This is a genomic window from Cupriavidus necator A5-1, assembly GCF_000744095.1.
Taxonomy (GTDB): Bacteria; Pseudomonadota; Gammaproteobacteria; order Burkholderiales; family Burkholderiaceae; genus Cupriavidus; species Cupriavidus necator_A.
This window is the reverse complement of sequence record NZ_JQLI01000001.1, coordinates 2,792,443-2,818,123: the sequence shown is the minus strand read 5'-3', so window position 1 is coordinate 2,818,123 and position 25,681 is coordinate 2,792,443. Positions and strand designations below refer to the sequence as shown.

The window sequence follows — 25,681 nt, the reverse complement described above, 5'->3', positions numbered from 1 at the left end:
TCAAGGAATCCGCACCATGCGCAATCTCGATGAAGAGACCATTACCCAGGCGGTACTGGCTCGCAATGCCGATATGAAGGACCGCCGGCTCAAGGAGGTCATGACCAGCCTGATCCAGCACCTGCACGCCTTCGCCAGGGAGATCAGGCTGACCGAGGAGGAGTGGGCTGCGGGCATCCAGTTCCTGACCGACGTGGGCCATACCTGCAACCCCAGCCGCCAGGAGTTCATTCTGCTCTCGGACACGCTGGGCTTGTCCACGCTGGTGACCGCGCAGAACCACCGCATGCCGCAAGGCTGTACCGAGGCCACGGTGTTCGGCCCGTTCTATGTCGACGACGCGCCCGAGTACGAGCTCGGCGCCGACGTGGGCAACGGCATGGCGGGCGAACCCTGCTACGTCAGCGGCCAGGTCAGGAGCATCACGGGCGAGGTCGTGCCGGGCGCCAGGCTGGAAGTCTGGCAGGCCGATGCCGAGGGCTTCTACGATGTGCAGGACCCTGGGCGCACCTGCGCGCAGGGACGCGGCACGTTGCACGCTGACGCATCGGGGCGCTTCCACTTCAAGTCCATCGTGGCGGAGTGCTATCCGATCCCGCACGACGGCCCGGTCGGGCGCATGCTCGATGCCATGGGACGGCATCCGTGGCGCCCGGCGCACCTGCACTTCATGATTTCGGCACCCGGTTACGAGACGCTTGTCACCCATGTGTTCCGTGACGGCGACACCTACCTGGATTCCGACGCCGTGTTCGGTGTGCGCTCCTCACTGGTGGCCAACTGGGGCCGGCACGAAGCAGGCAAGACGCCCGATGGTGGCGAGTCGGAAACACCGTTTTACACGCTTGAATACGACTTCGTGCTCAACCCCGCGCAGCTTACGCACGCAAACCGATAAAGAGGCAAGCCCATGCTTTACGTATTTCATCTCATCGACAAGCCCGGCGTGGGCGAACTGCGCCTGCGCGTACGCCCGGAACACAAGGTCTACCTGCGCGCCGTGGAGAACCGGATTGCCTTCGCCGGCCCGCTGCTGGCCGAGGACGGCGAAACCATGGTCGGCAGCCTGCTGGTGATCGACTTTGCGTCAATCGACGCCGCGCGCGCCTGGCTCGCTGAAGAGCCGTTCACGCGCGCCGGGGTCTACGCCACCAGCTCGATTCACGCCTTCAACAATATGTGGCCGCAGAAGATGGGTTTTCCGGCGGCGTGAGCCGACGGTCATTCACAGCAACCAAGAGGAACCAGGCGTCAGCCAGCGGAGGATATTTTGCCCATCGTAAAACATATCGTGATGTGGAACCTGCGTGGGGACAGTGAAAGCGAGAAGCGCGCTGCCATCGCACGGCTCAAGGATGCCTTCGAGGGCCTGCGCGGCAGGATTCCCGGCCTGCGGCATATCGAGATCGGCGTCGACTCGAGCCGCGTCGACTACGCCTGCGACGTGGTCCTGTATTCGGAGTTCGAGTCGCGCAGCGCACTCGAGGGCTACGCCAGCCATCCCGAGCACCAACGCGTCAAGCGCGAGCTCGGTGACCTGCGCATAGCCCGCTACCAGGTCGATTACGACGACGCCGGACCGCATGCCGGACAGGATCACTGACCACGGAGCGTGTCAGGTCAGCATTCAAAGGAGGCTTATTGTGCGAGTTGCGGTAGCCGGATTGGGGTGGTGGCGATCTAGTGGACTAGAATCCAGCCAGACGCGACAGACACTCGGCAGGATCCGCCTGAGGACACTCCCGCGGCCTGCGTCTGGCGTTGTGCCTGCCAGAATGGCACCCCAGTTACGATGAATCTCATGCGTTTTACACAACTTGTCACACTCGTGGTATTCGCGGTTCTTCTTGCCTCCAGAGCCATCGCAGCACCTGCAGGCACGCCCACCGTCGGCGACAGCAACGGCCCGGCGTATGGGCCGGAGCTCCAGGGCTTCGACTATCCGCATCCCGTCCAGAGCTATGCATTCTCCTCTCAAGGAGACGCCATGCATATGGCCTACATGGACGTCAGGCCGCCGCGCGCCAATGGCAGCACCGTTGTGCTGCTGCATGGCAAGAACTTCTGTGCGGCAACATGGGAGGAAACTATCCGTGTCCTGGGTGAGGCCGGGTATCGCGTGATCGCGCCGGACCAGATCGGCTTCTGCAAATCCACCAAGCCGGCACGCTACCAGTACAGCTTCCAGCAACTAGCCAGGAATACGCACGCCTTGCTGGCGTCGCTGGGAATCGGGCGCGTTATTGTCATGGGGCATTCAACCGGGGGCATGCTTGCGATGCGCTATGCACTAATGTATCCGGACCAGACGCAACAGTTGGTGCTGGTCAATCCGATCGGGCTCGAAGACTGGAAGGCCAAGGGCGTACCTTCGTTGTCCGTTGACGAGTGGTACGAGCGCGAACTTGCGACCAGCGCGGACCGGATCCGCCGCTATGAGCAAGAGACCTATTACGTGGGCCGCTGGCGCGCGGAGTATGAGCCATGGGTTCAGATGCTGGCGGGGATGAACCGCGACCCGGGAAAGCAGCAGGTGGCTTGGAACTCGGCGCTCATCTACGACATGATCTTTACGCAACCCGTGGTTTATGAGATGGGGCGCATCAAGGCGCCGACGCTCCTGCTGATTGGCGACAAGGACACGACCGCCATCGCCAAGGACGTGGCCCCGGCCGAGGTTAAGGCGAAAATTGGCCTTTATCCGGAACTGGGGAAGTTCGGCGCGAAGGCGATTCCGAACGCAACGTTGGTCGAGTTCCCGGAGCTTGGTCATGCGCCGCAGATGCAAGACCCAGTTGCCTTTCACGAGGCATTGCTGAAAGGACTTGCGGAGGCTGCTCGATAGCGCCAATCCAGGTGCGTGCGGGATGGACATGTTAGCCTCTGGAAGGCTGACTTGACGGCTGCCCCGCGGGGGTCGATAGCGTCATTGCCATCCGCTTACCAGCCTCCTCCCAACGCACGGAACGTTGCCACCGCCGCGCGGGCGTTATCGGCGCGCACACTCGCCTGCTGGTCGCGAGCAGCCAGCAGCAGGCGGTCTTCCTCGAGCACTTCGAACAGGCTGACCGCTCCGCCCTTGTAGGCGTCCTCGGCAGCGCGGCGCGCGCGGGCGTGGGCAACCACTTCCACGGCCAGGTCCTTGCTCTGCAATTCCAGCTGGGTCAGCGCAATGATCGCGTTTTCCACGTCCTCGGTGGCGCGCAGCATCGCCTTGCGGTAGGTGGCCAGGGCTTCCGCATTGGCGCCTTTGGCTTGCGCCACTTCGGCGTCTACCCTGCCGAAGTCGAACAGTCTCCAGCGCAGCCCCCCGATCGCGGCGGGCTGGAAGGCGGACGCGGTGAACAGCTTGCCGGCGGAGAGGCTCTCGAAGCCGAGCAGCGCGGACAACGACAGCTTCGGGTAGTACTCGGCAGTGGCCACGCCGATGCGGGCACTGGATGCCGCCAGCCTGCGCTCGGCGGCGATCACGTCCGGGCGGCGTTGCAGCAGGTTGGCCGGGCCTTGTGCCACGGAGATCTGCGGCACGGCCATGCGTTCAGTGGGCGCCAGGAGTTCGGCTGCATAGGTGCCCGGCTGCGCGCCCATCAGCACATCGAGGCGGTTCAGCTGCGTCTCCAGTTCGATCTGCAGCGGCGGGATGGTCACGCGGGTCTGCGCGAGCTGCGCTTCCGCCTGGGCCCGTTCCCGCTCGGCGCCGATGCCATCGGCCAGCCGCAGCTGCACCAGCTCGAGCAGCCTTGCATTGGTCCGCACCTGCTGTTGCGCGATTGCGATGCGCTGCTGCGCGCCGCGCACGCGGAAGTAGGCATCGGCCGCTTCCGCAGCCACCAGCACGCGCACGCCCATGTGCTCGGCTTCGGCGGCCTGGGCTTCCGCGCTGGCAGCCTCCGCGCCGCGTCGCAGGCCGCCGGCCACGTCGATCTCCCAGCTTGCCCCCACGCCCACGCTGTACAGCGTCTTGTTGCGGTCAAAGCCCGGCAGGTTCTTGCCGAGGCTGCCCAAAGGTCCTTCCAGCGACTGGTGCTGCTTGCTCACGCTGCCCGACAACGACGCCTGCGGCAGCAGTTCGGCGCCGGCGTGGCTCGCAGCGGCGCGAGCCTGGTCGACCCGCGCGATGGCCGCCGCCAGGTCGAGGTTTTGCTCCAGCGCGCGCTGGATGACCCGTGTCAGCGCGGGATCGTCAAAGCCCAGCCACCAGCTGTCCAATGACGGCGCCGGCTGGGTGGCTTCGCGGGCGTCCAGGGCCGCTGCATGCGGATAGGCAGCGGGCATGTCCGAGGCTGGCGTGTGGTAGTCGGGGCCAGCCGCGCAGGCGGCCAGGCTGGCCGCAAGCAGGGTGGGCAGGAAGCGGGCGAGACCGGCGCTGGCGCGCCGGACATGAGGGCGGGATCGACTTTGCGGCATTGCGGAAACCTTTCAAACAAGCAACGAATACGACACAAATTAAAACTAACTTGCATGATGATAGTGACTACTCTAGACTAACTTTCAAATTGATAGCAACCACATTTTCCTGGGAAGCCAATCATGCAGAGAAAGCCGCTTGGAGAAACACCGTGCCCGATCGCACGCACGGCCGCCCGCGTTGCCGACAGCTGGAGCGTGTTGATCCTGCGCGAAGCGTTCTACGGCGTGACGCGCTTCGACGAGTTCCAGCAGAACCTGGATATCGCCCCCAATATGCTGACCCGCCGCCTGAACTCGCTGGTGGAGGAGGGCATGCTGCAGCGCCGCCAGTACTGCGACCGGCCGCCGCGCTCGGAGTACATCCTGACCGAGCGCGGTCGCGATTTCCGCCCGGTGCTGCTGGCCATGCTGGCCTGGGGCAACAAGCATCTCGCGCCTGAGGGCGAAAGCGTGCAGCTGGCGGACCGGCGCACCGGCGCGCGCGTCGAGCCGGTGCTGGTCGATGCCACCAGCGGTCGCCGCATTACCGAAGCCGAACACCACCTCGCGCCTGGCCCGGCGGCCAGCGAGCGTTTGCGCCGGCGGCTGGGCCGCTCGGCCGAGGCCTGAACCGGATCCTCCGTCCATACCGCTGCGCAGGCGGCGGGTAAGTCCTGAAAGCAGAAAGGAAGTGCCATGAGCAGTAACACGCTGACTGAACGGACGGGTAGCGAACCCGTTCCCGCGTCGAAATCCAAGGCCAGCCCCAAACGGCTGCTGGCGACCGGCGCACTGGTGATCGCCGGACTGGCCGGGATCGGCTACGGCTACCACTGGTGGACGTCAGCCCGCTACCTGCAGAGTACCGACGACGCCTATGTCGGCGGCGATGTCACGGTGATCGGTGCCAAGGTCGGTGGCTACATCGCGGAGGTCGCGGTGACGGACAACCAGACGGTCCACGCGGGCGATGTGCTGGTCCGCATCGACGACCGCGACTACCGCGCCGCGCTGGCCAAGGCCGAGGGCGCCGTTGCCGCACAGAAGGCCCTGCTGGCAAACCTGGATGCCACCGCGCGCCTGCAGGAGGCTGTGATCGCCCAGGCCAAGGCCGGCACCGCGGCGGCCAATGCAGACACCGTGCGGGCGCGCGACGACCAGGTGCGTTACGCCAGCCTGGTGGCGAAGGCAGCGGTTTCCATCCAGAGCTCGCAAAAGGCCGACTCGGACTACAAGCAGGCGCAGGCCAATGGGGAGAAGGCGCGTGCCTCGCTGCTGGCCGCGCAACGCCAGCTGGAAGTGATTGGCACACAGAAGCAGCAGGCCGAGGCGTCTTTGGCGCAGGCGATTGCCGAGCGCGACATCGCGAAGCTGAACCTTGGCTATACGGAACTGCGCGCGCCCGTGGACGGCACCGTGGGCAACCGGCGCGCCCGCGTCGGCGCCTTTGCCGCTGCCGGCAGCCAGCTGCTGTCCGTCGTGCCGGCCAGCGGGCTGTGGGTGGACGCCAATTTCAAGGAAGGACAGCTGGCGCACATGCGCCCCGGCATGCCGGTCGAAATTGAAGCGGATGTCCTGCCCGGACGGGTCTTCCATGGCCATGTGACAAGCCTGGCGCCGGCCACCGGTGCGCAGTTCAGCGTGCTGCCGCCGGAGAATGCCACCGGCAACTTCACCAAGATCGTTCAGCGCGTGCCGGTGCGGATCCGCCTGGATGAGCAGGATGCCCGGCTTGGCGTCCTGCGTCCGGGCCTGTCGGTCATCGCCCAGGTCAATACGCAGCCCGGCAAGCAGGTGCAGTGATGACCGCGGCCAGCCTGACCAGCCCTGCGCCCGCCGTGGTGCCCACGGCGCCGGACGAGATGTCCACCGCCGCCAAGGTGTTCGCCTTCGGCACGATGTGCGTGGGCATGTTTATCGCGTTGCTGGATATCCAGATCGTTTCCGCGTCGTTGCGCGATATCGGCGGCGCGCTCTCGGCCGGCGCCGATGAAACGGTCTGGGTGCAGACCAGCTACCTGATCGCCGAGATCATCGTCATCCCACTCTCCGGCTGGCTGTCGCGCGTGATGTCGACGCGCTGGCTGTTCGCCGCGTCGGCCGCCGGCTTCACGGTGACCAGCCTGCTGTGCGGAGTAGCGTGGGATATCGACAGCATGATCGTGTTCCGTGCCCTGCAAGGCTTTTTGGGCGGCTCGATGATCCCGATGGTGTTTACCACGGCCTTTGCCTTCTTCAGCGGCCCCAAGCGCGTCATCGCCGCCGCCACCGTCGGCGGGCTGGCGTCGCTGGCGCCAACGCTGGGGCCCACGATCGGCGGCTGGATCACCGATCACTATTCCTGGCACTGGCTGTTCTTTATCAACCTCGTGCCGGGCATCTTCGTCACCATCGCGGTGCCGCTGCTGGTCAAGGTCGACCGGCCCAACTGGTCGCTGGTGCGCGGTGCCGATTACCTGGGCATGGTCCTGATGGCGCTGTTCCTGGGTTGTCTCGAATACACGCTGGAAGAAGGGCCGCGCTGGGACTGGTTCGGCGACGACGTGATCCTGGCCACCGCCTGGATCTCCGGCTTGTCTGGCGTGGCCTTCATCTGGCGCACGCTGACCTATGCCAACCCGCTGGTGGACCTGCGCGCGCTCAAGGACCGCAACTTCGCGCTCGGCTGCTTCTTCTCCTTTGTCACCGGCATCGGCATCTTTGCCACCATCTACCTGACCCCGCTGTTCCTGGGGCGCGTGCGCGGCTTCAGCGCGCTGGATATCGGGCTGGCGGTGTTTTCCACCGGCGTGTTCCAGATGGCGTCGATTCCGATCTATGCCTTCCTGGCGAACCGGGTCGACCTGCGCTGGCTGATGATGGCCGGCCTGGCGCTGTTTGCGGTGTCGATGTGGTACTTCGCCCCCATCACGCACGACTGGGGCGCGGCGCAGCTGCTGCTGCCGCAGGCGCTGCGCGGCATGGCGCAGCAGTTCGCGGTGGCGCCCACGGTGACGCTGACGCTGGGCAGCCTGCCGCCGGAGCGCCTCAAGCTTGCATCGGGGCTGTTCAACCTGATGCGCAACCTGGGCGGCGCCATCGGCATCGCGGCTTGCGCGACCGCGCTCAACAACCGCGGCAACCTGCACTTCCTGCGCGAGGCCGAGCACCTGAATGTCGGCAATGAAGCCATGGGCAACCTGCTGCAGGGGCTCAGCAACCAGTTTGTGGCGGCCGGGCTAGATGCCGTCGATGCGCAGACCGCGGCGCTCAGGCAATTGTGGGGACTGGCCTGGCGCGAGGCGCAGACGCAGACGTTTGGCGACATCTTCCTGCTGATCCTGGTCTGCTTCGCGATTGCCACCGCGATGGTGCCGCTGATGCGCAAGGTTGCGCCGCCGAAGGGACCGTCGGCAGATGCGCATTGAATGCCGTCAGGACACGGGATACGCCACGCGCAGCTGTCCCGCCGAGGTCCGACCAGATGGAGAGCAGACCATGAAAGCCAGTCTGAGCAAACGATTCCTGTGTGCTGTGCTGATCGCCGGCGGCGGCACGATCGTGTATGCCGCCAACGAGCGTCCGCGCGACACCGGTGTTGCCTGCGCCCGCGCGGCCAATGCCTATTGCAAGGTTCAGGACCCGGCCACGAGGTCCATTCCGCACGGCGCGTCGCCTGACGCGCGTGCGACTGATTGATGCTGCGTTTTTCAGGGAGTATGCGATGAATGCAAGAGATGTCGTGCTGTGCCAGCCATTGCGGACCGCCATCGGCGCCTACAACGGCTCATTGAAATCCATCCCGGCGACCGAGCTCGGTGCCGCGGTGATCCGGGCATCGGTCCAGGCCGCGGGAATCGATCCCGGCCAGGTTGGCAGCGTGGTGTTCGGCAATGTGATCCAGGCAGGCAACAGGATGAACCCGGCCCGGCAGGCTGCCATTGGTGCAGGGCTGCCCGTTTCGGTTCCCGCGATGACCGTCAACCGCGTATGCGGTTCGGGCGCGCAGGCCATCGCAACGGCCGCGGACGAGGTGCGGCTGGGCTATGTCGACATCGCCATTGCCGGCGGCATGGAGAACATGGACCGTGCGCCCTACCTGATGCCCTCCGGCCGTTGGGGACAACGCATGGGCGATTCAGTGCTGCATGACAGCATGCTGTACGACGGACTGCACGACGCTTTCTCCGGCCAGCACTCCGGCTGGCATACCGAGGATCTTGCCGCGCGCTATGCGCTCAGCCGCGAGGCGCAGGATCGCTGGGCCGAACGTTCGCAGCGGAGCTTCGCGCTGGCACAGGCCAAGGGGCGATTCGCCGGCCAGATCGCCGGCGTGCCGGTCAAAGGGAAGGGCGGTACGACCCTGTTCGAGGTGGACGAAGCCAACCGGCCCGATACCAGCCTCGACGCGCTCAGCCGCCTCAAGCCGGCCTTCCGCCCGGACGGCACCATCACGGCCGGCAATGCACCGGGGCTTAACAGCGGGGCGGCGGCCATGATCGTTGCCGAACGTTCGCTGGCCGAAAGCAAGGGGCTGGCGCCGATGGCGCGGCTGGTGGCCTATGGGGTGGGGGCCGTGGAGCCCGGCCTGTTCGGCCTTGGGCCCGTCCCGGCGGTGCGGCAGGCACTGCAACGCGCCGGCTGGGAGCTGGGCGATATTGAACGCATCGAGATCAATGAAGCCTTTGCCGCGGTGCCCCTCGCAGTGGCCGCGGAGCTTGGCTTGCCTCACGACATCATCAATGTCGACGGTGGCGCCATTGCGCACGGCCATCCGATCGGAGCGACCGGCGCAGTGCTGACGACGCGCCTGCTGCATGCCATGCGCGCGGACGGCATCCGCCGTGGCATCGTCACGCTGTGTATCGGCGGCGGGCAGGGGATTGCGCTGGCGCTCGAGGCGCTGGCCTGATTCGTCTGCGGGCGTTTCGCAACGGGCGCGCGCTGGTCCGTGAAAACAGCGTGAAGAAACCTGGAGTAGCAAGCATGAACAACCAATACATCGAGGACCTGGCGCCGGGCCAGAAATATGGTTCAGGGCGGCTGACCGTCGAGCAGGACAGAGTCAAATCCTTCGCTGCCGAGTTCGACCCGCAGCCTTTCCATCTCGATGAAGCCGCTGCCCGCGATACACTGTTCCGCGGCCTGGCCGCGAGCGGCTGGCACACGGCAGCGCTGACCATGCGCCTGCTGGTCGACGGCGAACTTCAACCCGCGGGTGGCATCATCGGTGCGGGCTTCGAGGTGTTGCGCTGGCCCAAGCCGGTGCGGCCCGGCGATGAGTTGCATGTCGAGAGCGAGATCCTGGAGGTGCGGACGTCCAAGTCGCGTCCTGATCAAGGTATCGTGAAGGTGCGCATCACAACCTTCAACCAGCATGACGAACCCGTGCAGGCCGGCGTCGTCAATCTGGTCGCGCAGCGCCGTCCCGCTGGCAACGCGTAGACGGAGGCGCCATGAAGATATTGGTACTCGGTGCCGGTGCGATGGGCGGCTACTACGGCGCGCGACTGATCGAGTCGGGCGCGGACGTGACTTTCCTGGTGCGGCCCGGACGCGCGCAGGCGCTGGAACGCCATGGGCTGGCGGTGCGCAGTGAGCTTGGCGACTTCCATCGCCCGGTAAGAACGGTCCTGGCGGGCGAGGTCGATGCGCAGTATGACCTCGTCCTGCTGGCCTGCAAGGCCTATGACCTTGACGATGCGATCGCAGCGATCAGCCCGGCCGTCGGCCGCGGCACCGCGGTATTGCCCCTGCTCAATGGCCTGGCTGCCTATGATCGGCTCGACCACCGCTTTGGCAGGGAGTGCGTGCTGGGCGGGGTCTCGTACATCGCGACAACGCTGGCCGCGGACGGAACCGTCCTGCACGCTGGCCGGATGGACCGGCTGGTAGTTGGGCCGCGCGCCGCGCAGACTTCGGCGCTGGCCACGGAGTTTCATGCGCTGGTGTCCAGGGCAGCGGGCACGCGTGAGATATCGGGCGCCATTGAGCAGGAACTGTGGAACAAATGGGCCATGATCGCCGCAGGCGCGGTCATGACATGCCTGATGCGAGGGACCGTCGCGGACATCATGAAGACGCAGGACGGTCGTCGCCTGATGCTTGACGCGATGGCGGAGTGCCGCACGGTGGCGCAACTATGTGGCCACGCCATCCCGGAACCCGTTGCCGATGCCATGCAGGGCCGCCTGCTGGACAGTTCATCGACCTGGGCGGCCTCGATGATGCGGGATATTGCCCAGGGCGCCCCACTCATCGAAGCCGACGCTATCGTCGGCGATCTCATTGCACGCGCTGCCGAACGCGGGCGCGATCTCCCGTTGAGCCGCACGGCCTACTGCCACCTGCAGGTCTATGAGCGTCAGCGCGCTGCCCAACAGACTGCCGGCTGATCTCGCCCCACTGACAGACTTCACGACATGACCACTTTTTCCTCTTTGCTGCAGCGCACGGAAGGCCGCGTGCTGGTGCTCACCATCAACAACCCCGGCAAGCGCAATGCCATCGCGGCCGACCTCTATGACAATATCCGCGCCGCGCTGGCCGCTGCCGCGGACGATCCAGAGATTGGCGCGGTCGTGCTAACCGGCGCTGACAACTACTTCTGCGCGGGCGGCGACCTGGAACTGATCAGCAAGCGGCGGGAACTGACCTATGAGGAGCGCATCGAGCGCCTGGGGCACCTGCACGACGTGGTGTGCAAGCTGCGCGATTATCCCAAGCCGATCGTGGCAGCGGTCGAAGGCGGCGCGGCGGGCGCGGGCTTCTCGCTGGCACTGGCTTGCGACCTGCTCGTGGCGTCCGCCGGTGCTGCCTTCTCGATCGCCTATGTGAAGGTGGGGCTGACACCGGATGGCGGCATTACGGGCCTGCTGGCGCAGAGCCTGTCGCGGCAGGTGCTCACGCAACTGGCCTTGACCGGCGATCGCATCACGGCGGAGCAGTTGCAGCACTTCGGGGTCGTCAACCAGCTGGTCGAAGCAGGACAGGCCGGCGCGGTGGCGATCGCGCTGGCGGCGCGGCTTGCGCAAGGGCCCCGGCAGGCGATGGGGTCGATCAAGGCGCTGTGCCGGCATGCCCATGAGCGCACGCTCGACGACCAGCTGGAAGCCGAACGGATCGCGATGGCCGTGGCCCAGGGCGGCGCCGAAGCCGCCGAAGGCATTGCTGCATTCCTGGGGAAACGGCCCGCCGATTTTGTCAGCCTGCGCCGCGGCGCGGCTGACTGAACGCATTGCCAACGGGGCCTCCACCAGGCCCCCACCAGGCCTTATTGCCCGGCCAGCTTCAGGTTCTTGGCAATGCGGGTCAGCTTGGCGTGTTCGCTGTTCAGGAAGGCTTGCGCCTGGGCCATGGTCATTGGCTCAATCGCGCGCTGAAGGTTAACGCTGCGGCGGGTGCGGTTCTCGGGGCTGGCCACCCAGGCGTTCATGGCCTCCACCACGCGTGCCGTTACGGCGTCTGGTGTATCCGGCGGGGCCAGCACGCCTGCCCACTGGCTGTATTCGAAATCGGCCAGGACCTTGTTTTCAGACAGCGCCGGCACATCGGGCAAGGACGGATGCCGGGCCTTGCTGGCGACCCCGATCGGCTTGAAGCGGCCGGCCTTGATCATCCCGTAAGTCGGGCCGCCCATGGGAATGAAGGTCAGGTCTACCTGTGCACCGGCGATGTCGCTGCTGACCGGGGCCGCGCCTTTGTATGGCACTTCCAGGAAGCGCACGCCGGTGCGGGCCTGGAAGTCGGCGCCGACCAGGTGGGGCGCCGAGCCGGGGCCCCAGTGTGCCAGCGACAGTGGACGGTTTTTCGGGTCTTTCGCGTAAGCAATGACCTCGTCGACGTTCCTGAACGACAACGAGGGATTCGAGACCAGGATGAAGTCCGAAATCCCGCTGAAGCCCGCCAGCCTGAACTTCTCCGGCGAGTACCTGGCCGACGCGATGGTGAGTGGCGCGACCAGGAAGTCGATGCCGGTCGTGCCCAGTAGGGTGTAGCCATCGCTGGCGCTGCGCAGCACATTCATCGCGCAGATCGAGCCGCTTGCGCCGGGGAGGTTGTCGGCAATGACGTTCTGCCCCAGGCTCCGCTTCATCACGACGGCTGCCGCGCGGATCGATTCGTCCGCCGGGCCGCCAGCGGGAAATGCGACCTTGACGACAATCGGCTTGCTCGGATAGGGCGCTTGCGCCCGCAGCCAGGATGGGGCGAGCAGCGCCGGCGCGGCGCCGCAGGCAGCCTGCAGCAGGCGCCGGCGCGAAAGCTGGATGGTCATGGTTGTCTCCTTGATGGATTCTACGAGCCGGCATGCCGGGCGTGAGGCGCTGCCGGCATGCCACTCGCACTGCCTCTGGCGAGGCTCTGTTTTTGGGAATGGGCTACTCGTAGACCACCGCGTACTTGATCGTCAGCGTCGTGAACGCTTTGCTGATGGTGGCTACCGCGACCTCCCTTTCCTCGTGGCTCAGGGTGGCGGGCAGCACCAGCGTGGACAGGATGCCCTGGTCCCCGCGATCTTCGATGCGGATATCGACAAGCGGAACCGGTGCGTCCGCCTTGACCTCGGCAAGCATCTGCCGCTGCGCCCGCAGTACGGCGTCACTGCGCAGCGTGTTCTTCTGGATCTTGCCGACGGCCGTCTTCGGGATGGCATCGACCACGTAGAACTGCTTGGGCACGGCGGCGCGTTCCGGGATCACCTCATAGGCGTAGTGCTTGATGCGTCCGATCGGATAGGTGCTACCCGGCTTGAGCGCGATGTACGCGACCGGCAATTCCCCGGCATGTGCGTCCGGCAGGCCGACGGCGGCGGCATCGAATACCTCGGGGTGCCGATACAGCGCCTCTTCGATCATGCGCGGATCGATATTGTTGCCGCCGCGGATGATCAGGTCCTTGGCCCGGCCGGTCAGCCAGAAGTAGCCATCCTCGTCCACATAGCCCAGGTCGCCGGTATTGAACCAGCCGCCCTCGAACCAGATGCTCTTGTTCTGCTCCGGGTTCAGGTAGCCGGCGAAGATGTTGGGTCCGCGCACCACCACGATGCCAGGCTCTCCCGGCTCACACTCGCGCTGGATGCGTCCACCGGCAGCCTTGACGACCTTCATCTCCTGGTAGGCCATGGGCAGGCCGATGGAGCCGATGCGCCGCTCGCCATAGCGGGGGTTGGTTGCGCTCAGCGCTGTACCTTCGGTCAGACCGTAGCCTTCGAAGATCATCGCCCCGGTCTTCTGCTCGAACGCCTCCGCGACGGCCACCGACAGCGGCGCCGTACCGCAGCTCGCCGCCTTGAGGGAGCTGATGTCAGCGTCGCCGATCGGAATATTCAGGGCCATGTTCACCACGCTCGGCACCATGCCCAGCGCCGTGACCCCGAAGTGGTCGACGATCTGCCAGAGATTGCGGATGACGGAGGGATCGCGCCAGCCGCTGGAGGTCAGCAGCACGACCGATGCGCCACGGGCCAGCGGCATCAGGCAATTGGTGAGCACGCCCGTGACATGGAACATCGGCACCCCGCAGACGCGCACGTCGCCTGGCTGGACGTCGATCTGCATCGCGCTCACCCAGGCCATGGCCACCTCGTTGCCATGGGTGTGCAGCGCAAGCTTGGGCGTGCCGGTGGTACCGCCGGTATGGAACATCGAGGCGGTATCCTGCGGCGAGAAGACCCGCTTGCTGTCAAGCGCCTCGCCCTGGAAGCGGGAGATCCCGGCGTCGAGGTCGACAATCCCTGCTTCGCTCGCCGTGCCGCCGCCGGCCTTGATCCAGTGCCGTACGTCCGGCAGCTCGCGCCGCACCAGCATGGCCTTGTTCCAGGCCTCGATATCCGCGTCGGGGCCATAGGCGATCACTGCCTTGGCGCCGGCGTTGCGCAGCAGTGCCGCGATAATCTCCGGCTCCAGCATCCAGTTGACCGGACAGGCAATGCCCGTCGCCTCGCTACCCCAGAGCGCGTACTGCGATTCCGGTGTCACGGGCATCAGGACCCCGATGACGTCATCGGGGCCCAGGCCCAGCGAGTGCAGCAGGTTGGCGGTCTGCGTGATGCGCCCGAACAGCTGCGCATGGGTGATGGTGACCGCCTTGCCCAGCTCGTCTCCGGAGGCGAAGTAGTGCAGGGCGGGCGCCTCCGGCGCACGGTCGCGCGCCAGGCGCAGCAACTCGTAGGTGCTGTCGGGCAGCTGACGGTCGGCAAGCGGCGTCTGCTCGAAATGCCTGATATCGGCCAGCGACGTCACTTGCAGACGCGGCTGGTAGGGATCGACCCGACCGGGGCTAGCCGGCACTCGTGTGTTGAACTGGCTCATGGTCAGGTTCCCTGGTAGACCGGACGGCGCTTGTTCAGGAACGCTTCACCGCCTTCATGCATATCGTCAGTGCTGAACAGCGTGGCAAAGGCAAGCTGTTCCAGCATCAGCGCCGTTTCGAGATTCGCGTCCTGGCCGTTATTGATCATCAGCTTGGCCATGGCAATGGAGTGCGGCGATTTCTCGGCAATGCGTTGCACATAGGCCTTCGCTTCCTCCAGCACCTGGCTGGCGGGCGCCACTTTGTTGACGAGTCCGATGCGGTAAGCCTCGTCCGGCTTGATGATTTCGCCGGTAAAGATCATTTCCTTGGCGCGTGTCGCCCCGACCAGCCGGGTCAGCCGCTGGGTACCGCCGCGCCCCGGAATCAGGCCTACGTTCGTTTCGGTCTGTCCGAGCAGTGCGTTGTCCGCGGCCACGCGCAGGTCGCACGCCATGGCCAGCTCCAGGCCGCCGCCAAAGCACGGGCCTGCAATGGCCGCGATCACGGGGATGGTGCTGTGGTGAATCAGCGCCCACAGGTCGGGCGCACCACTGGTCGGGACGAAGGCCTCGATCGGGCGGCGTGCGAGCATCTCGGGAATGTCGCCCCCGGCGACGAACGCCTTGGTACCGCCCCAGAGGACGATGCCGCGCACCGTCCGGTCGGCCATCAGCGAGGACAGCGCCGCGTAGAGGTCGGTGCGAAGTGTCGTGTTGAGTGCGTTGTACTTCTCCAGCCGGTTCATGGTGACGACGGCACAGGGGCCATCCCGGTCCACAAAGACGGTTTCGTACTCGGTGATATTGCTCATCTGGTGTCTCCTGATTCTTCGGGGTCTTTTAGTGAATGAACTCGAACAGCCCGGCTGCGCCCATGCCGCCGGCGGCGCACATGGTCACGACGCCATACTTGGCCTTGCGGCGACGCCCTTCGAGCAGGATGTGGCCGACCTGGCGCGCACCCGTCATGCCATACGGATGGCCGATGGCGATGGCGCCGCCGTTGACATTGACGCGCTCCAGCGGCAAGCGCAGCTGGTCGATGCAATACAGCGCCTGGCAACCGAACGCCTCGTTGAGCTCCCACAGGTCGATGTCGTCGATGGAAAGCTCGTTGCGCTCCAGCAGGCGCGGGACCGCACGGACCGGGCCGACACCCATTTCGTCCGGTTCCACCCCCGCGGTCGCCAGGCTCACGAAGTACCCCAGGGGTTCGAGGCCACGCCGTTCGGCTTCGCGCTCAGACATCACGACCAGCGCCGCGGCGCCGTCCGACAGCTGGCTGGAATTGCCGGCCGTGACCTGGTAACCCTCGCCCTTCACGGCGGGCAGCACGCGCAGCTTTTCCAGCGTGGTGTCGGGGCGGACACCTTCGTCGGCCTCGAGCAAGAACTCCACCATTGAAGTCTCACCAGTCTCCTTGTTCGTCACCGACTTGATCGATGCGAGCGGAACAATCTCTTCAGCGAAACGGCCTGCCTTCTGTGCTTCGACGGTGAGCTGCTGGCTACGCACCGAGAACTCGTCGGCGCGCTCCCGCGACATGTCATAGCGCTTGGCCAGGATCTCCGCGGTATCGATCATGTGCAGATAGACATCGGGGCGATTCTTTGCCAGCCAGGCCTCTTGCTGGGCGACCTTCAGCGTGACCGGCTGCGACAGACTGATGGATTCGACGCCACCCGCCACCATCACCGGCACCTTGTCGATCAGGACGCGCTGCGCGGCAAAGGCGACCGCCTGCAGCCCGGACGCGCAGAAGCGAGTCAGCGTGGTGCCGCTCACTGACACGGGCAGGCCAGCGCGGATGCCGCCTGCGCGGGCAACATTGCCACCGGTGGCGGCGATGGGTTGGCCACAGCCAAAGATGATGTCTTCGACCTCGGCGCCGTCGATCCCCGCGCGCTGGACGGCATGCTGGATGACGTGGCCCGCCATGGTCGCCCCATGGGTCATGTTGAATGCGCCTCGGCTAGCTTTTCCGATCGGGGTGCGGGCATACGAAACGATTACTGCGCGAGACATGGGTTCTCCTTTGCTGTTGATGGATGCAGACGTCCTTGGTCTGCCAGGCCAATATAGACAGCGGATACATTTAGCGACGCATCGTTCATTGGAAATGAACAAACGGGCGGCAGCGACGAACGTGTCAGGTGCATTGCCCGCGCCGTTGGCCCCGGATCTCCTCGGGAACATTCGGTGTATCCACTGTCTACATGCTAGGCGGGCGATCTTGGCGACGTCAAGAACTCGTGGGCAATGTTCGGGTTTACCTGGCTCTCCATTTCTTGACGGTGCGCACCACGCTCTCTAGCATATAGACACTGACTAGATTGACGTTGGGCCATCAGGGATGGCAGAAACCGGAGGGATGGAAATTGGAATTCACTGGTGCACAGGTCATCAAGGCTTCCAGGGAAGAGGTCTGGAAGCGGTTGAATGATCCGGCTACGTTCCAGCAATGTTTGCCGGGATGCGAGCAATATCAGCAGCTCGATGACGGCGGCTATGACGCGGTCATCATCGCGGCCGTCGGGCCGATCAAGGCGCGTTTCAAGGGCACGGCCCGCTTCTCCGACCACCAGGATGGCATTGGTTATCACATCGAAGGCAGCGGCAGCGGTGGCGTCGCGGGCTTCGGCAAGCTGGGCGCCGATGTCCGGCTGGAAGACGTCGAAGGCGGCACTGCCCTGCATTACGTTGCCGCCGCGCAGATTGGAGGGAAGCTGGCGCAGATCGGATCCCGCCTGGTCGGCGCCGTGGCCAACAAGTTCCTGGCGGAGTTCTTTTCCCGCTTCGAAAAGCTGGTGAGTCTTGAAGGAGATGGAGGCAGTTCCCTGGCACCTTCCCCTGACTGAGCCTCGGCTGACCAGGGGAGGACCTGCTGATATTTTTTTTGCCCTTGAGTATTATGATCGTAATACTATAAACGTGACCGGTGCTGATGCCGGTGGGGCAAACGGAGACACAGAGGCGACAGTGAAAATAGAGAACACTATCAATGGCGTGAGCGGCACAACCGAGATCGAGCCGAGGCGGCTCCTGGTGCATTTGTTGCGGGACCAGAAGCGCCTGACCGGCGTCCACATCGGCTGCGACACCTCGCAGTGCGGTGCCTGCACGGTGCTCATCGACGGAACGACGGTGAAGTCATGCACCGTGCTTGCCGCCCAGACCGACGGCTGCGAGCTCCATACGATCGAAGGGATGGACAACGATCACATCACGACCGTCCTGAAGGAAGCCTTCAACGAGCTTCATGGCCTGCAGTGTGGATTCTGTACCCCGGGAATGCTGCTTGCGGCACGGGCGCTACTTGCCCATCAGGCCGCGCCTTCGGAACACGAAGTCAGGGAAGCGCTGCACGGCAACCTGTGCCGCTGCACCGGGTACCAGAACATCGTCGATGCAGTGCTGCTTGCCGCGACCAGGCTGCAGCAGGCGCCGTCCGCCACCTGTGGGGAGTCTTGAGATGAGCGAAGCACAGAACGGTAGTGCAACGAAGTACATCGGCAAGTCGGTCAGGCGCCGCGAAGACAAGCGCCTGATGAGCGGCCGGGGCAAATTCACCGATGACCATCAGTTCCCGGGCATGGTCTTCGCGGCCTTCGTCAGGTCGCCTTTTGCCCACGCCAACGTACGCGGCATCGATACGACGGAAGCGCGGGCACTGCCTGGCGTGATCGGCGTATTGACGTATGCGGACATCCAGGGCAAGGTCGGCGACATCCGGCCTAACTGGGTCGTGGGCAACTCGAAGGTGCCACCCCATCCTCCGCTTGCTGCCGACCGCGTGCGATACGCCGGCGAGGCCGTGGCGATGGTGGTGGCACAAACGCGCGAGATCGCGGCGGACGCCGCCGAGCTCGTCACGGTCGACTACGAGGAGCTTCCCACCGTCGTCGACGCGGAAGCTGCACTGGCAGAGTCAGCGCCCCTACTCCACGACAACGTCCCCGGCAACCGCATTGGCGTCTTCCGGCTAAAGGGCGGCAACTACGAGGATGCGGTGAAGCAAGCCGACCGGGTCGTCTCGATCCGGCTGGTCAACCAGCGGCTAATCCCGAGCCCGCTCGAGCCGCGGGCGCTTTGCGCGAATTTCGATCCCATGGAAGAGCGCCTGACGTTTATCGTCCCCACGCAGGTTCCGCATATGTCGCGGCGTTGGCTGGCGGAAACGCTCAGGTGGCCCGAGCACCGGATCCGGCTGGTGGCGCCGGATATCGGCGGCGGCTTCGGCGCAAAAATGCATTTCTATGCGGAAGAGGTGCTGGTGGCGTTCGCATCCCGGCACTTCGGCCTTCCGGTCAGCTGGACCGAGACGCGCAGCGAGAACCATGTGGCGACCACGCACGGCCGCGCGCATACGGAATACGTTGACGCACCCGTCACCAAGGACGGCAAGGTGCTGGGGATCAGGTTGCGATCGTTCGCCAATCTCGGCGCCTATCTCTCCAATATGGCGACGGGCATCCCTACCGTCAACACGGTCAACTACATCACGGGGAATTACCAGATAACGTCGGTCGACGCGGAGGTCAATCTGGTCACGACCAACACCACGCCGGTCGACGCCTATCGGGGCGCCGGACGGCCGGAAGCCGCCTATATCATCGAGCGGCTGATGGACGCGGTGGCGGGGGAACTCGACATCGACCCGGTCGAACTGCGACGCCGCAACCTGGTGCGGGCGGATCAGTTTCCTTTCCTGCCGCACGACGGCGCGCGCGGCAAATGGGATTCCGGCGACTACGAGGCCTGCCTGACCAAGGCGACCGAGCTGATCGGCTACCGGCGCTGGCGCGAGGAACAAGCAGCGTTGCGACAGCAGGGCAAGTACATCGGCATCGGGGTGATCTGCTATCTCGAGCTGGTGGGCATGGGCATTTCGCCGATGCTGGAGAAGGTCGGTTTCGACCGGGGCGGCTGGGAGAGCGCGCATGTGCGCGTGCATTCCGATGGCAAGGTCACGCTGTTCAGCGGATCGATGCCGCAAGGCCATGGCCACGCCACCAGCTTTGCGCAGATCGTCGCAGAAGTCCTGCAACTGCCGATGGACGATATCGATGTCGTCCAGGGCGACACCGACCGCGTGCTGGCTGGCCATGGCACCTTCAATTCACGGTCCATGCCCGTAGGGGGCAGCGCTGCCTATATGGCAGCGAGCAAGATCCTGGCAAAAGCACGCCGGATCGCCGGCATCATGCTGGAGGTTCCTGAAGAGGAAGTTCACTATGCAGATGGCCAGTTCACAAGCGCAGCCAACCCCACCGTTATTCCCTTCGCGCGGGTCGCAAGAATGGCATATCTTGCGCACAAACTGCCCAGGGATTTTGAAGCCGGCCTGGATGAACGCGTCTTCTATGAGCCAGTCACCTTGGGAGCGCCGAACGGTTGTCATGCAGTGGTGGTGGAGGTCGACGCGGAGACCGGCACAGTGACGATTCTTGACTATGTAGCGGTGGATGACGTTGGCGTCATGATCAATCCCATGCTCTGCCACGGCCAGATGCACGGCGGGATCGCGCAGGGCATCGGCCAGGCCTTGTTCGAAGAGGCCAAATATGACGAGGCCGGGCAACTGCTTTCGGGTTCGCTGCTCGACTATGGCTTTCCGCGCATCGAGCAGATACCTCGCATGCGCACCGGTTTCCATGTCTCCCCGGCGCCGTCGAACCCGCTGGGCGTCAAGGGCATCGGTGAGGCCGGCTGCGTCGGTGCGCCGCCCGCGATCGTCGCCGCGGTATGCGATGCCCTGAAGCCATTCGGCATATCCCATCTCGATATGCCCCTGACGCCGCCCAAGGTCTGGCGTGCGATTCACGAGACGAGCCGGAGCGCGACATGATTCCCTATGAAGTCGAGTACCTCAAAGCGGGCAGTGTGCAACAGGCGCTCTCCGTGCTGGCGCAGAACCCCGACGCCAAGATCCTGGCCGGCGGCCATACGCTGCTGCCGATGATGAAACTGAGGCTGGCCAGGCCGGCTCTACTGGTCGATATCGGCCGGCTGCCTGAACTCCGTGGCATCGTGGTCCATCAGGATGCCATCTCGATCGGCAGCGCGACGACCCACGCCGAACTGGAAGCGAGCGCGGAGCTGAAGCAGCTGGCTCCGCTGTTCCCGCTCGCCGCGAGCGTGATTGCCGATCCGACGGTCCGGAACCGCGGAACGATCGGCGGAGCGCTCGTACACGCCGACCCTTCGGCCGACTGGCCGGCTGTAGCGCTTGCGGCCGGAGCCGAGATGGAGATAGTGGGCGCACAAGGCACAAGGCGCATCCCCGCGCATGAGTTCTTTGTCGGCTTCATGTCTTCGGCGGTGCAGCCGGACGAAGTCCTTATGCGTATCCATGTGCCATTGCCGGCCGCAACGCGGGTCGCATACCGCAAGTTCAGGCATCCTTCGTCAGGGTACGCGGTGGCCGCTGCAGCGGTCGCGATCGAGGTGGTCAACGATGGCTACGCATGGGGGCGGATCGGCATCACCGGTGTCGCCGATACTGCATTTCGCGCAACGGCGGCCGAGGCTTTGCTGGAAGGCAACTTTACGGACATCACGGACAAGGTCGGCGCCATCGTCGATGCTGCATTCGCCGACGTGGCCCCGCTGGAAGACAACTTCGCGGATGGCGCATACCGGCTGCAGCTGGGCAGGATCATGCTGAAGCGGGCGCTCCTCGAAGCCCTCGAGCCACGAGGCTGAATCACTGCTGCCGGGGAGGGCTACGACTGCGCGGCGCTGCGTGGCCTTGCCCTCGGCTTGCTTGCGGCGGCATCCGAAGCGGATGCCGCCGCCTTTTTCTTTCCTGCCGCCAGCAGGCCGGTCAGCACGAACTGCTGTACGCTCTGCCGCCATTGCGCGAGCGCGACTTTCGGGCGCGGGCTCGGTCCGGTCGGCTTGGCACTGAAGAACATGCTGACGCCGTGCATGGCCGACCACGCGCAGCGCACCATCATGTCATCGAACTGATCAGCCAGGTGGTTTTCCCGGAAGTAGTCCTGGACCGCGCCGGACAACAGCTGGTAGGACGCGTTGCCTGCTTCGAGCAGCTCGGGGTATTTTTCCTTGTCCTCGATCTGCGGCCCGAACATCAGGTAGAAGAGGGCCGGATGCCTGACGGCGAACTCGATATAGCCATCCATGACGGTGAGCAGCCGCGCCTCGGCAGGCATCTCAGGCGAGAGCCGGGCCCGGCGCACGGCGACCAGTTCACGGAATCCTTCGGCGGCGATCGCGGCAAGCAGGCCTTCCTTGTCGGCAAACTGGTTGCGCGGCGCGCCGTGGGACACCCCCGCGAGCTTGGCTGCGGAGCGCAGCGTCAGTCCGTGGACGCCCTTGTCGGCCAGGATCTCCCTGCCACAGCGGATCATTTCTTCCCGCAGGTTGCCATGGTGATAGCTTTGGCGGGCCGGGCGGGTCGTTGAGGTGGTCATGAGTGCGGTTCGCGGTGTCGTCAGGCCTCAATATTAGCGCTAACCCGACCCGCTCCCCAGCCTCGCCGTCGATTAAGGCGTCCGGCTGCTGATCACCTGGACGTCGTCGAAGCGAATCAGCGAACCATCGGCGCGCGTAAGCGGCGGCGCCATGACTTCTTCGCCGGTCTGCTTGTCGACGAAAACCGTGGCGCGCCGTCTCGGTTCCGCCCATCGCTCCGCCCACGCCTTGAGGCTCAGGTAGGTAGGCAGGAAATCGCGCGCGCTTTCGCTCAGGAAGTAGGCGCAGCGTGTGCTGCCTTCTATGGGCCGGCGTACCAGCAGGCCATGATCGGTCATCGCCTGGAGCCTGGCGCTCAGGATATTCGAGGCAATGCCGAGCCGCCGCTCGAATTCCTCGAAGCGTGTCGCGCCGTAATACGCTTCGCGCAGGATCAGGATGACCCAGCGCTCGCCCAGCACCGCCGCGGCGCGGGCAACGGAGCATGGCATGTCAAGGAATCGGGTGCGACTCATCTCGCCTTGTCTTGGGCGCACCGTCGCGCTATACCGACGACTGGATGGCATCCACGATTTCCGTGGACAGTGCTTCCGAGCGGACGGCGCGAGCCATCACGAGGCCGCCGACCATGGCAGCGAGCGTCACGATCGCGTCCTTGCGGGAAGCCTCATCATCACTCCCCGCGACCAGTTCGATCAGCGACGCGACCCGCGCCTCGAAGCGCCGCCGCGTCTTGGCGTCAAGGCGCGAAACATCCGTGCCGAGCGCCGCGATCGCGCAACCCGATCCGGGATTGTCGCGGTGCTTCTTGCTCACATAGGCGCCAACGATGGCGCTCTTGCGCTGCCTGGGCGGCGCGGCTTGCGCTGCCTGCTCGAGAAACTGCATGGTCTGGTCGAAGGCTGCATCGATTGCCTCGGCAATCAAGGCGTCTTTGGAGTCGAAGTGTGCGTAGAAACCCCCATGCGTCATGCCGGCGCTCTTCATCAATTGCGCCACGCCGATGCCATTGACACCGTGCTTGCGGAATTGTGTCGAAGCGGCCTTGACGATGTGCTTGTGGGTTTCGGCTTTCTGGTCGAGTGGGTAACGCATGGTCAGGGTGTGCAAATTGATGGCTTATGTGTCTGTCCAATATATAGCATTACGATTGTCATTGCATCCGATTCGGCCTTGGATGTCAGGGCGTAGTGACGTGTAGTCGCACTGTCTGGCCTTGCCCTTAGGGATAGCACCAAGGGAAGGGTGGCGTGATCTTCCTTGACCGTGCCGGTTCCCCTGACTAGCATGTAGACGCCGGATACATCGGTGGGCTTGATCAGAAAGGTTGACAGAGAGCCGCGGTATAGAAACGAGAGCGATTTATAGCAATGTCGCAGTTCCCTTGCCGTGACGTATGACGATCATCATTCTATTGAGTGACGTAGGAGGAGGAATGAGACAAGAACTAAAACGCGCATTCGCGTTCGCTTTGTCCGCCACGCTGGTACTGCCGTATGCCGCGGCACATGGCGGCGAACAGGCCACAGGACAGGCGGAACTTACCCGGGTCCAGGCCGGTTCGCAGTCTGTCAGCATCGTTCACAGGACGCTTGAGCTACGCGTCGACTATGAAGCATTCACGCGCAGCTTCGAGTCCATCCTGGGCAAATTCGACCGGGCGGTGATGGCTTCCCTTGCCAACGACCCCGCTGGGGCAGACGCAAAGATGGCGCGCATGGAGGGCGAACAAGGACTGATGATCTTCGCGGCGCAGGACCATGGTGCGCTGTTCGCCATGACCGGCTCGCACAGGAAGGCCAGGCGCTATCACGTGGGCAACCCGAGGATCGCGCTGCAAATGACCAGCCTCGATATCCGCGCCGGCCTCTATGCACCGCTGTCCGTGCTGGTCTATGAGGCGGAACCTGGCGTGGTGAAGGTCGACTTCGACCAGCCTTCCACGCTGTTCGGCCAGTTTGGCAACCAGGCTGTTACAGCGATCGGCCTCGCACTCGACCGAAAGCTGGAGAACGTGATCCAGCGGGCCACACAGCTGGCCGCCCAGCGGTAAGCCTGGCAACAGGGAACCCGAGCGTGCCACCGGGCACGACGGGCAAACACGCAAAATACATACGGAGACAGTCGCATGAAACCACAGCAGTCCACCCTGCCGGGGACGATAGACGTCCAGGCGTTTATCGACAACCAGAGATTCTCCCCCTACCAATGGATGGTGCTTATCGTCTGCTTCCTGGTGGTGGTGGCCGATGGCTTCGACACTGCCGCGATCGGCTATGTGGCGCCATCGGTGACCAGGGAGTGGGGCGTGTCGAAGCTTGTCCTGGGCAATGTGCTCAGCGCTTCGCTGGTCGGCCTTGCACTGGGCGCGCTGATCGCGGGACCCTGCGCCGACAGATTCGGGCGCAAGGCTGTGCTACTTGTATCCGTGGCAGTCTTCGGGCTTTTCAGCCTGGCCACTGCCTCCGCGCAATCCGCCGCAGAGCTGTCCGGCTGGCGCTTCCTGACTGGCCTCGGGCTTGGTGCGGCGATTCCGAACGCGACCACGCTGCTGGCCGAATATGCGCCGGCCAGGCGCCGCGCATTCCTCGTGAACAGCATGTTCTGCGGCTTTACGCTCGGGGCGGCGGGCGGAGGCTTCCTGGCCGCGCTCATCATTCCCGCATGGGGCTGGCGCAGCGTCTTTATCGTGGGCGGTGCGGCGCCGCTGGTCCTCGCCCTGCTGGTACTTGCCCTGCCCGAATCGATCCGCTTCATGGTGCTGCGCGACTGGCCCGCCGACAAGATCCGTGCGGTGCTGCGGCGCATCGCAGGCTCGGCGGAAATCCAGGCGTCCCGATTCACCTTGCCGGATGACCAGGCTGACAAGCTGCGGTCGCCCCTCGGGCTGATCCTGTCGCAGAGATATCGGACGGGAACACTCATGCTCTGGACCACCTACTTCCTCGGCGTACTGGTTTTCTACCTGGTGACTAGCTGGATGCCGACGCTCGTCAAGGAGGCCGGCGCCACCGTGGCCGAGGCCTCGCTGATTGCGGCGCTGTTCCCGCTGGGCGGCACGCTGGGCGCCATTGCCTGCGGCTGGCTGATGGATCGCATCGATCCACATCGCGTGATCGGCGTGGCCTATTTCTTCACCGCCGTATTTACCCTGGCGATGGGCCAGGCGACCAGCGGGGCATACCTGACGATGCTGACCCCGATTGCCGGGCTGTTCATGGGCGCTGGCCTGGTCTCGATGCCCGCGCTGGCCGCTTCGTTCTATCCCACCCACGGCCGTGCCTGCGGGGTGGGATGGATGCTGGGAATCGGGCGCTTCGGCGGCATCCTGGGCGCCGTTGCCGGCGGCACGCTGCTGCAACTTGGCCTCGGTATGAGTGCGATTCTCAGCATCCTTGCGGTGCCGGCGCTATTTGCAGCCGTGGCCGTCGCCTATAAGGGGTGGGCGGGCGCGGCGGAGCCGGCGCAGCAGACGGGCGTTGCCAGCGAAGCGTGAGCTTCTTGCGGCCCCGGGCGTCAATAACACATCAGCTTGCGACGCTCCCGGGGCAGCGTACGCAGGCTGGACGGCAGGTGTGGAAGGA

At 64.8% G+C, this 25,681-nt stretch carries 26 protein-coding genes; 18 read left to right on the top strand and 8 right to left on the bottom strand.

The features are described from left to right. Positions 1-16: 16 nt before the first annotated feature. The 4 genes from K307_RS12505 to K307_RS12490 all read left to right on the top strand — a co-directional run bounded on the left by K307_RS12505 (position 17) and on the right by K307_RS12490 (position 2,845). Positions 17-898, top strand: a complete 882-nt coding sequence (locus K307_RS12505; protein ID WP_042878582.1) for an intradiol ring-cleavage dioxygenase — start codon at positions 17-19, stop codon at positions 896-898. Between the two features lie 12 nt (positions 899-910). After that, positions 911-1,213, top strand: coding sequence for a YciI family protein (locus K307_RS12500; RefSeq protein ID WP_042878581.1), 303 nt, complete (start codon positions 911-913; stop codon positions 1,211-1,213). A gap of 57 nt (positions 1,214-1,270) precedes the next feature. Next, positions 1,271-1,603: a Dabb family protein gene (locus K307_RS12495; RefSeq protein ID WP_080745006.1), complete on the top strand. Its 333-nt coding sequence runs from the start codon at positions 1,271-1,273 to the stop codon at positions 1,601-1,603. 198 nt (positions 1,604-1,801) lie between these two features. Beyond that, a complete protein-coding gene (locus tag K307_RS12490) occupies positions 1,802-2,845 on the top strand; it encodes an alpha/beta fold hydrolase (RefSeq protein ID WP_042881918.1) in 1,044 nt (347 codons plus the stop codon). Between the two features lie 95 nt (positions 2,846-2,940). Here K307_RS12490 and K307_RS12485 read toward each other — a convergent pair whose 3' ends face one another. Continuing rightward, entirely contained in the window at positions 2,941-4,407 is a 1,467-nt protein-coding gene (locus K307_RS12485) for an efflux transporter outer membrane subunit (protein WP_042878580.1), read from the bottom strand. Between the two features lie 123 nt (positions 4,408-4,530). Between K307_RS12485 and K307_RS12480 the strand changes: the two genes are divergently transcribed. The 8 genes from K307_RS12480 to K307_RS12445 all read left to right on the top strand — a co-directional run bounded on the left by K307_RS12480 (position 4,531) and on the right by K307_RS12445 (position 11,600). Next, positions 4,531-5,019 carry a winged helix-turn-helix transcriptional regulator gene (locus K307_RS12480; protein WP_042878578.1) on the top strand — a complete coding sequence of 163 codons (489 nt, stop codon included), beginning with the start codon at positions 4,531-4,533 and terminating at the stop codon, positions 5,017-5,019. A gap of 66 nt (positions 5,020-5,085) precedes the next feature. Continuing rightward, positions 5,086-6,192 (top strand): HlyD family secretion protein, encoded by a 1,107-nt coding sequence (locus K307_RS12475; protein WP_042878577.1) that lies wholly within the window; start codon positions 5,086-5,088, stop codon positions 6,190-6,192. After that, entirely contained in the window at positions 6,192-7,796 is a 1,605-nt protein-coding gene (locus tag K307_RS12470) for a DHA2 family efflux MFS transporter permease subunit (RefSeq protein WP_051974838.1), read from the top strand. Before K307_RS12475 ends, K307_RS12470 begins: the two co-directional genes overlap by 1 nt. A 70-nt stretch (positions 7,797-7,866) precedes the next feature. Continuing rightward, positions 7,867-8,067, top strand: coding sequence for a hypothetical protein (locus K307_RS12465; RefSeq protein ID WP_042878576.1), 201 nt, complete (start codon positions 7,867-7,869; stop codon positions 8,065-8,067). Positions 8,068-8,092: 25 nt separating this feature from the next. Then, a complete protein-coding gene (locus K307_RS12460) occupies positions 8,093-9,280 on the top strand; it encodes a thiolase family protein (protein WP_042878574.1) in 1,188 nt (395 codons plus the stop codon). Positions 9,281-9,354: 74 nt separating this feature from the next. After that, positions 9,355-9,813, top strand: a complete 459-nt coding sequence (locus K307_RS12455) for a MaoC family dehydratase (protein ID WP_042878572.1) — start codon at positions 9,355-9,357, stop codon at positions 9,811-9,813. 11 nt (positions 9,814-9,824) lie between these two features. Beyond that, positions 9,825-10,763, top strand: coding sequence for a ketopantoate reductase family protein (locus tag K307_RS12450; protein WP_042878570.1), 939 nt, complete (start codon positions 9,825-9,827; stop codon positions 10,761-10,763). A gap of 27 nt (positions 10,764-10,790) precedes the next feature. Then, complete coding sequence (locus K307_RS12445; RefSeq protein WP_042878569.1) at positions 10,791-11,600, top strand: oxepin-CoA hydrolase, alternative type; 810 nt, start codon at positions 10,791-10,793, stop codon at positions 11,598-11,600. Between the two features lie 41 nt (positions 11,601-11,641). Here the strand turns inward: K307_RS12445 and K307_RS12440 are convergent, their stop codons facing one another. The 4 genes from K307_RS12440 to K307_RS12425 all read right to left on the bottom strand — a co-directional run bounded on the left by K307_RS12440 (position 11,642) and on the right by K307_RS12425 (position 16,685). After that, entirely contained in the window at positions 11,642-12,643 is a 1,002-nt protein-coding gene (locus K307_RS12440) for a Bug family tripartite tricarboxylate transporter substrate binding protein (RefSeq protein ID WP_042878567.1), read from the bottom strand. A gap of 103 nt (positions 12,644-12,746) precedes the next feature. Continuing rightward, entirely contained in the window at positions 12,747-14,678 is a 1,932-nt protein-coding gene (locus K307_RS12435; RefSeq protein ID WP_051974837.1) for an acyl-CoA synthetase, read from the bottom strand. A 2-nt stretch (positions 14,679-14,680) separates the two neighbouring features. Continuing rightward, complete coding sequence (locus K307_RS12430; RefSeq protein WP_042878566.1) at positions 14,681-15,472, bottom strand: enoyl-CoA hydratase/isomerase family protein; 792 nt, start codon at positions 15,470-15,472, stop codon at positions 14,681-14,683. 28 nt (positions 15,473-15,500) lie between these two features. Next, positions 15,501-16,685, bottom strand: coding sequence for an acetyl-CoA C-acyltransferase (locus K307_RS12425; protein WP_042878564.1), 1,185 nt, complete (start codon positions 16,683-16,685; stop codon positions 15,501-15,503). Between the two features lie 353 nt (positions 16,686-17,038). On the opposite strand from K307_RS12425, the gene K307_RS12420 reads away from it, so the two are divergent. The 4 genes from K307_RS12420 to K307_RS12405 all read left to right on the top strand — a co-directional run bounded on the left by K307_RS12420 (position 17,039) and on the right by K307_RS12405 (position 21,365). After that, the gene (locus K307_RS12420; RefSeq protein ID WP_042878562.1) at positions 17,039-17,518 is read left to right on the top strand and encodes an SRPBCC family protein; all 480 of its coding nucleotides are present in this window, start codon (positions 17,039-17,041) and stop codon (positions 17,516-17,518) included. Between the two features lie 121 nt (positions 17,519-17,639). Next, the gene (locus K307_RS12415) at positions 17,640-18,131 is read left to right on the top strand and encodes a (2Fe-2S)-binding protein (protein WP_042878559.1); all 492 of its coding nucleotides are present in this window, start codon (positions 17,640-17,642) and stop codon (positions 18,129-18,131) included. Between the two features lies 1 nt (position 18,132). Further along, positions 18,133-20,508, top strand: a complete 2,376-nt coding sequence (locus K307_RS12410; RefSeq protein ID WP_042878558.1) for a xanthine dehydrogenase family protein molybdopterin-binding subunit — start codon at positions 18,133-18,135, stop codon at positions 20,506-20,508. Beyond that, on the top strand, positions 20,505-21,365 hold the full coding sequence (locus K307_RS12405; RefSeq protein ID WP_042878557.1) for an FAD binding domain-containing protein: 861 nt from the start codon (positions 20,505-20,507) through the stop codon (positions 21,363-21,365). Before K307_RS12410 ends, K307_RS12405 begins: the two co-directional genes overlap by 4 nt. Before the next feature lie 20 nt (positions 21,366-21,385). Here the strand turns inward: K307_RS12405 and K307_RS12400 are convergent, their stop codons facing one another. From K307_RS12400 to K307_RS12390, 3 genes are all read right to left on the bottom strand, one after another. After that, a complete protein-coding gene (locus K307_RS12400; protein ID WP_042878555.1) occupies positions 21,386-22,096 on the bottom strand; it encodes a TetR/AcrR family transcriptional regulator in 711 nt (236 codons plus the stop codon). Positions 22,097-22,168: 72 nt separating this feature from the next. Further along, positions 22,169-22,612, bottom strand: a complete 444-nt coding sequence (locus K307_RS12395; RefSeq protein ID WP_080745004.1) for a winged helix-turn-helix transcriptional regulator — start codon at positions 22,610-22,612, stop codon at positions 22,169-22,171. A 28-nt stretch (positions 22,613-22,640) separates the two neighbouring features. Beyond that, positions 22,641-23,207 carry a TetR/AcrR family transcriptional regulator gene (locus K307_RS12390; RefSeq protein ID WP_230625641.1) on the bottom strand — a complete coding sequence of 189 codons (567 nt, stop codon included), beginning with the start codon at positions 23,205-23,207 and terminating at the stop codon, positions 22,641-22,643. A 325-nt stretch (positions 23,208-23,532) separates the two neighbouring features. Between K307_RS12390 and K307_RS12385 the strand changes: the two genes are divergently transcribed. Further along, positions 23,533-24,150, top strand: a complete 618-nt coding sequence (locus K307_RS12385; RefSeq protein WP_196251548.1) for a DUF302 domain-containing protein — start codon at positions 23,533-23,535, stop codon at positions 24,148-24,150. Between the two features lie 75 nt (positions 24,151-24,225). Beyond that, a complete protein-coding gene (locus K307_RS12380) occupies positions 24,226-25,593 on the top strand; it encodes an MFS transporter (RefSeq protein WP_042878553.1) in 1,368 nt (455 codons plus the stop codon). The last annotated feature ends 88 nt before the right edge of the window (positions 25,594-25,681 follow it).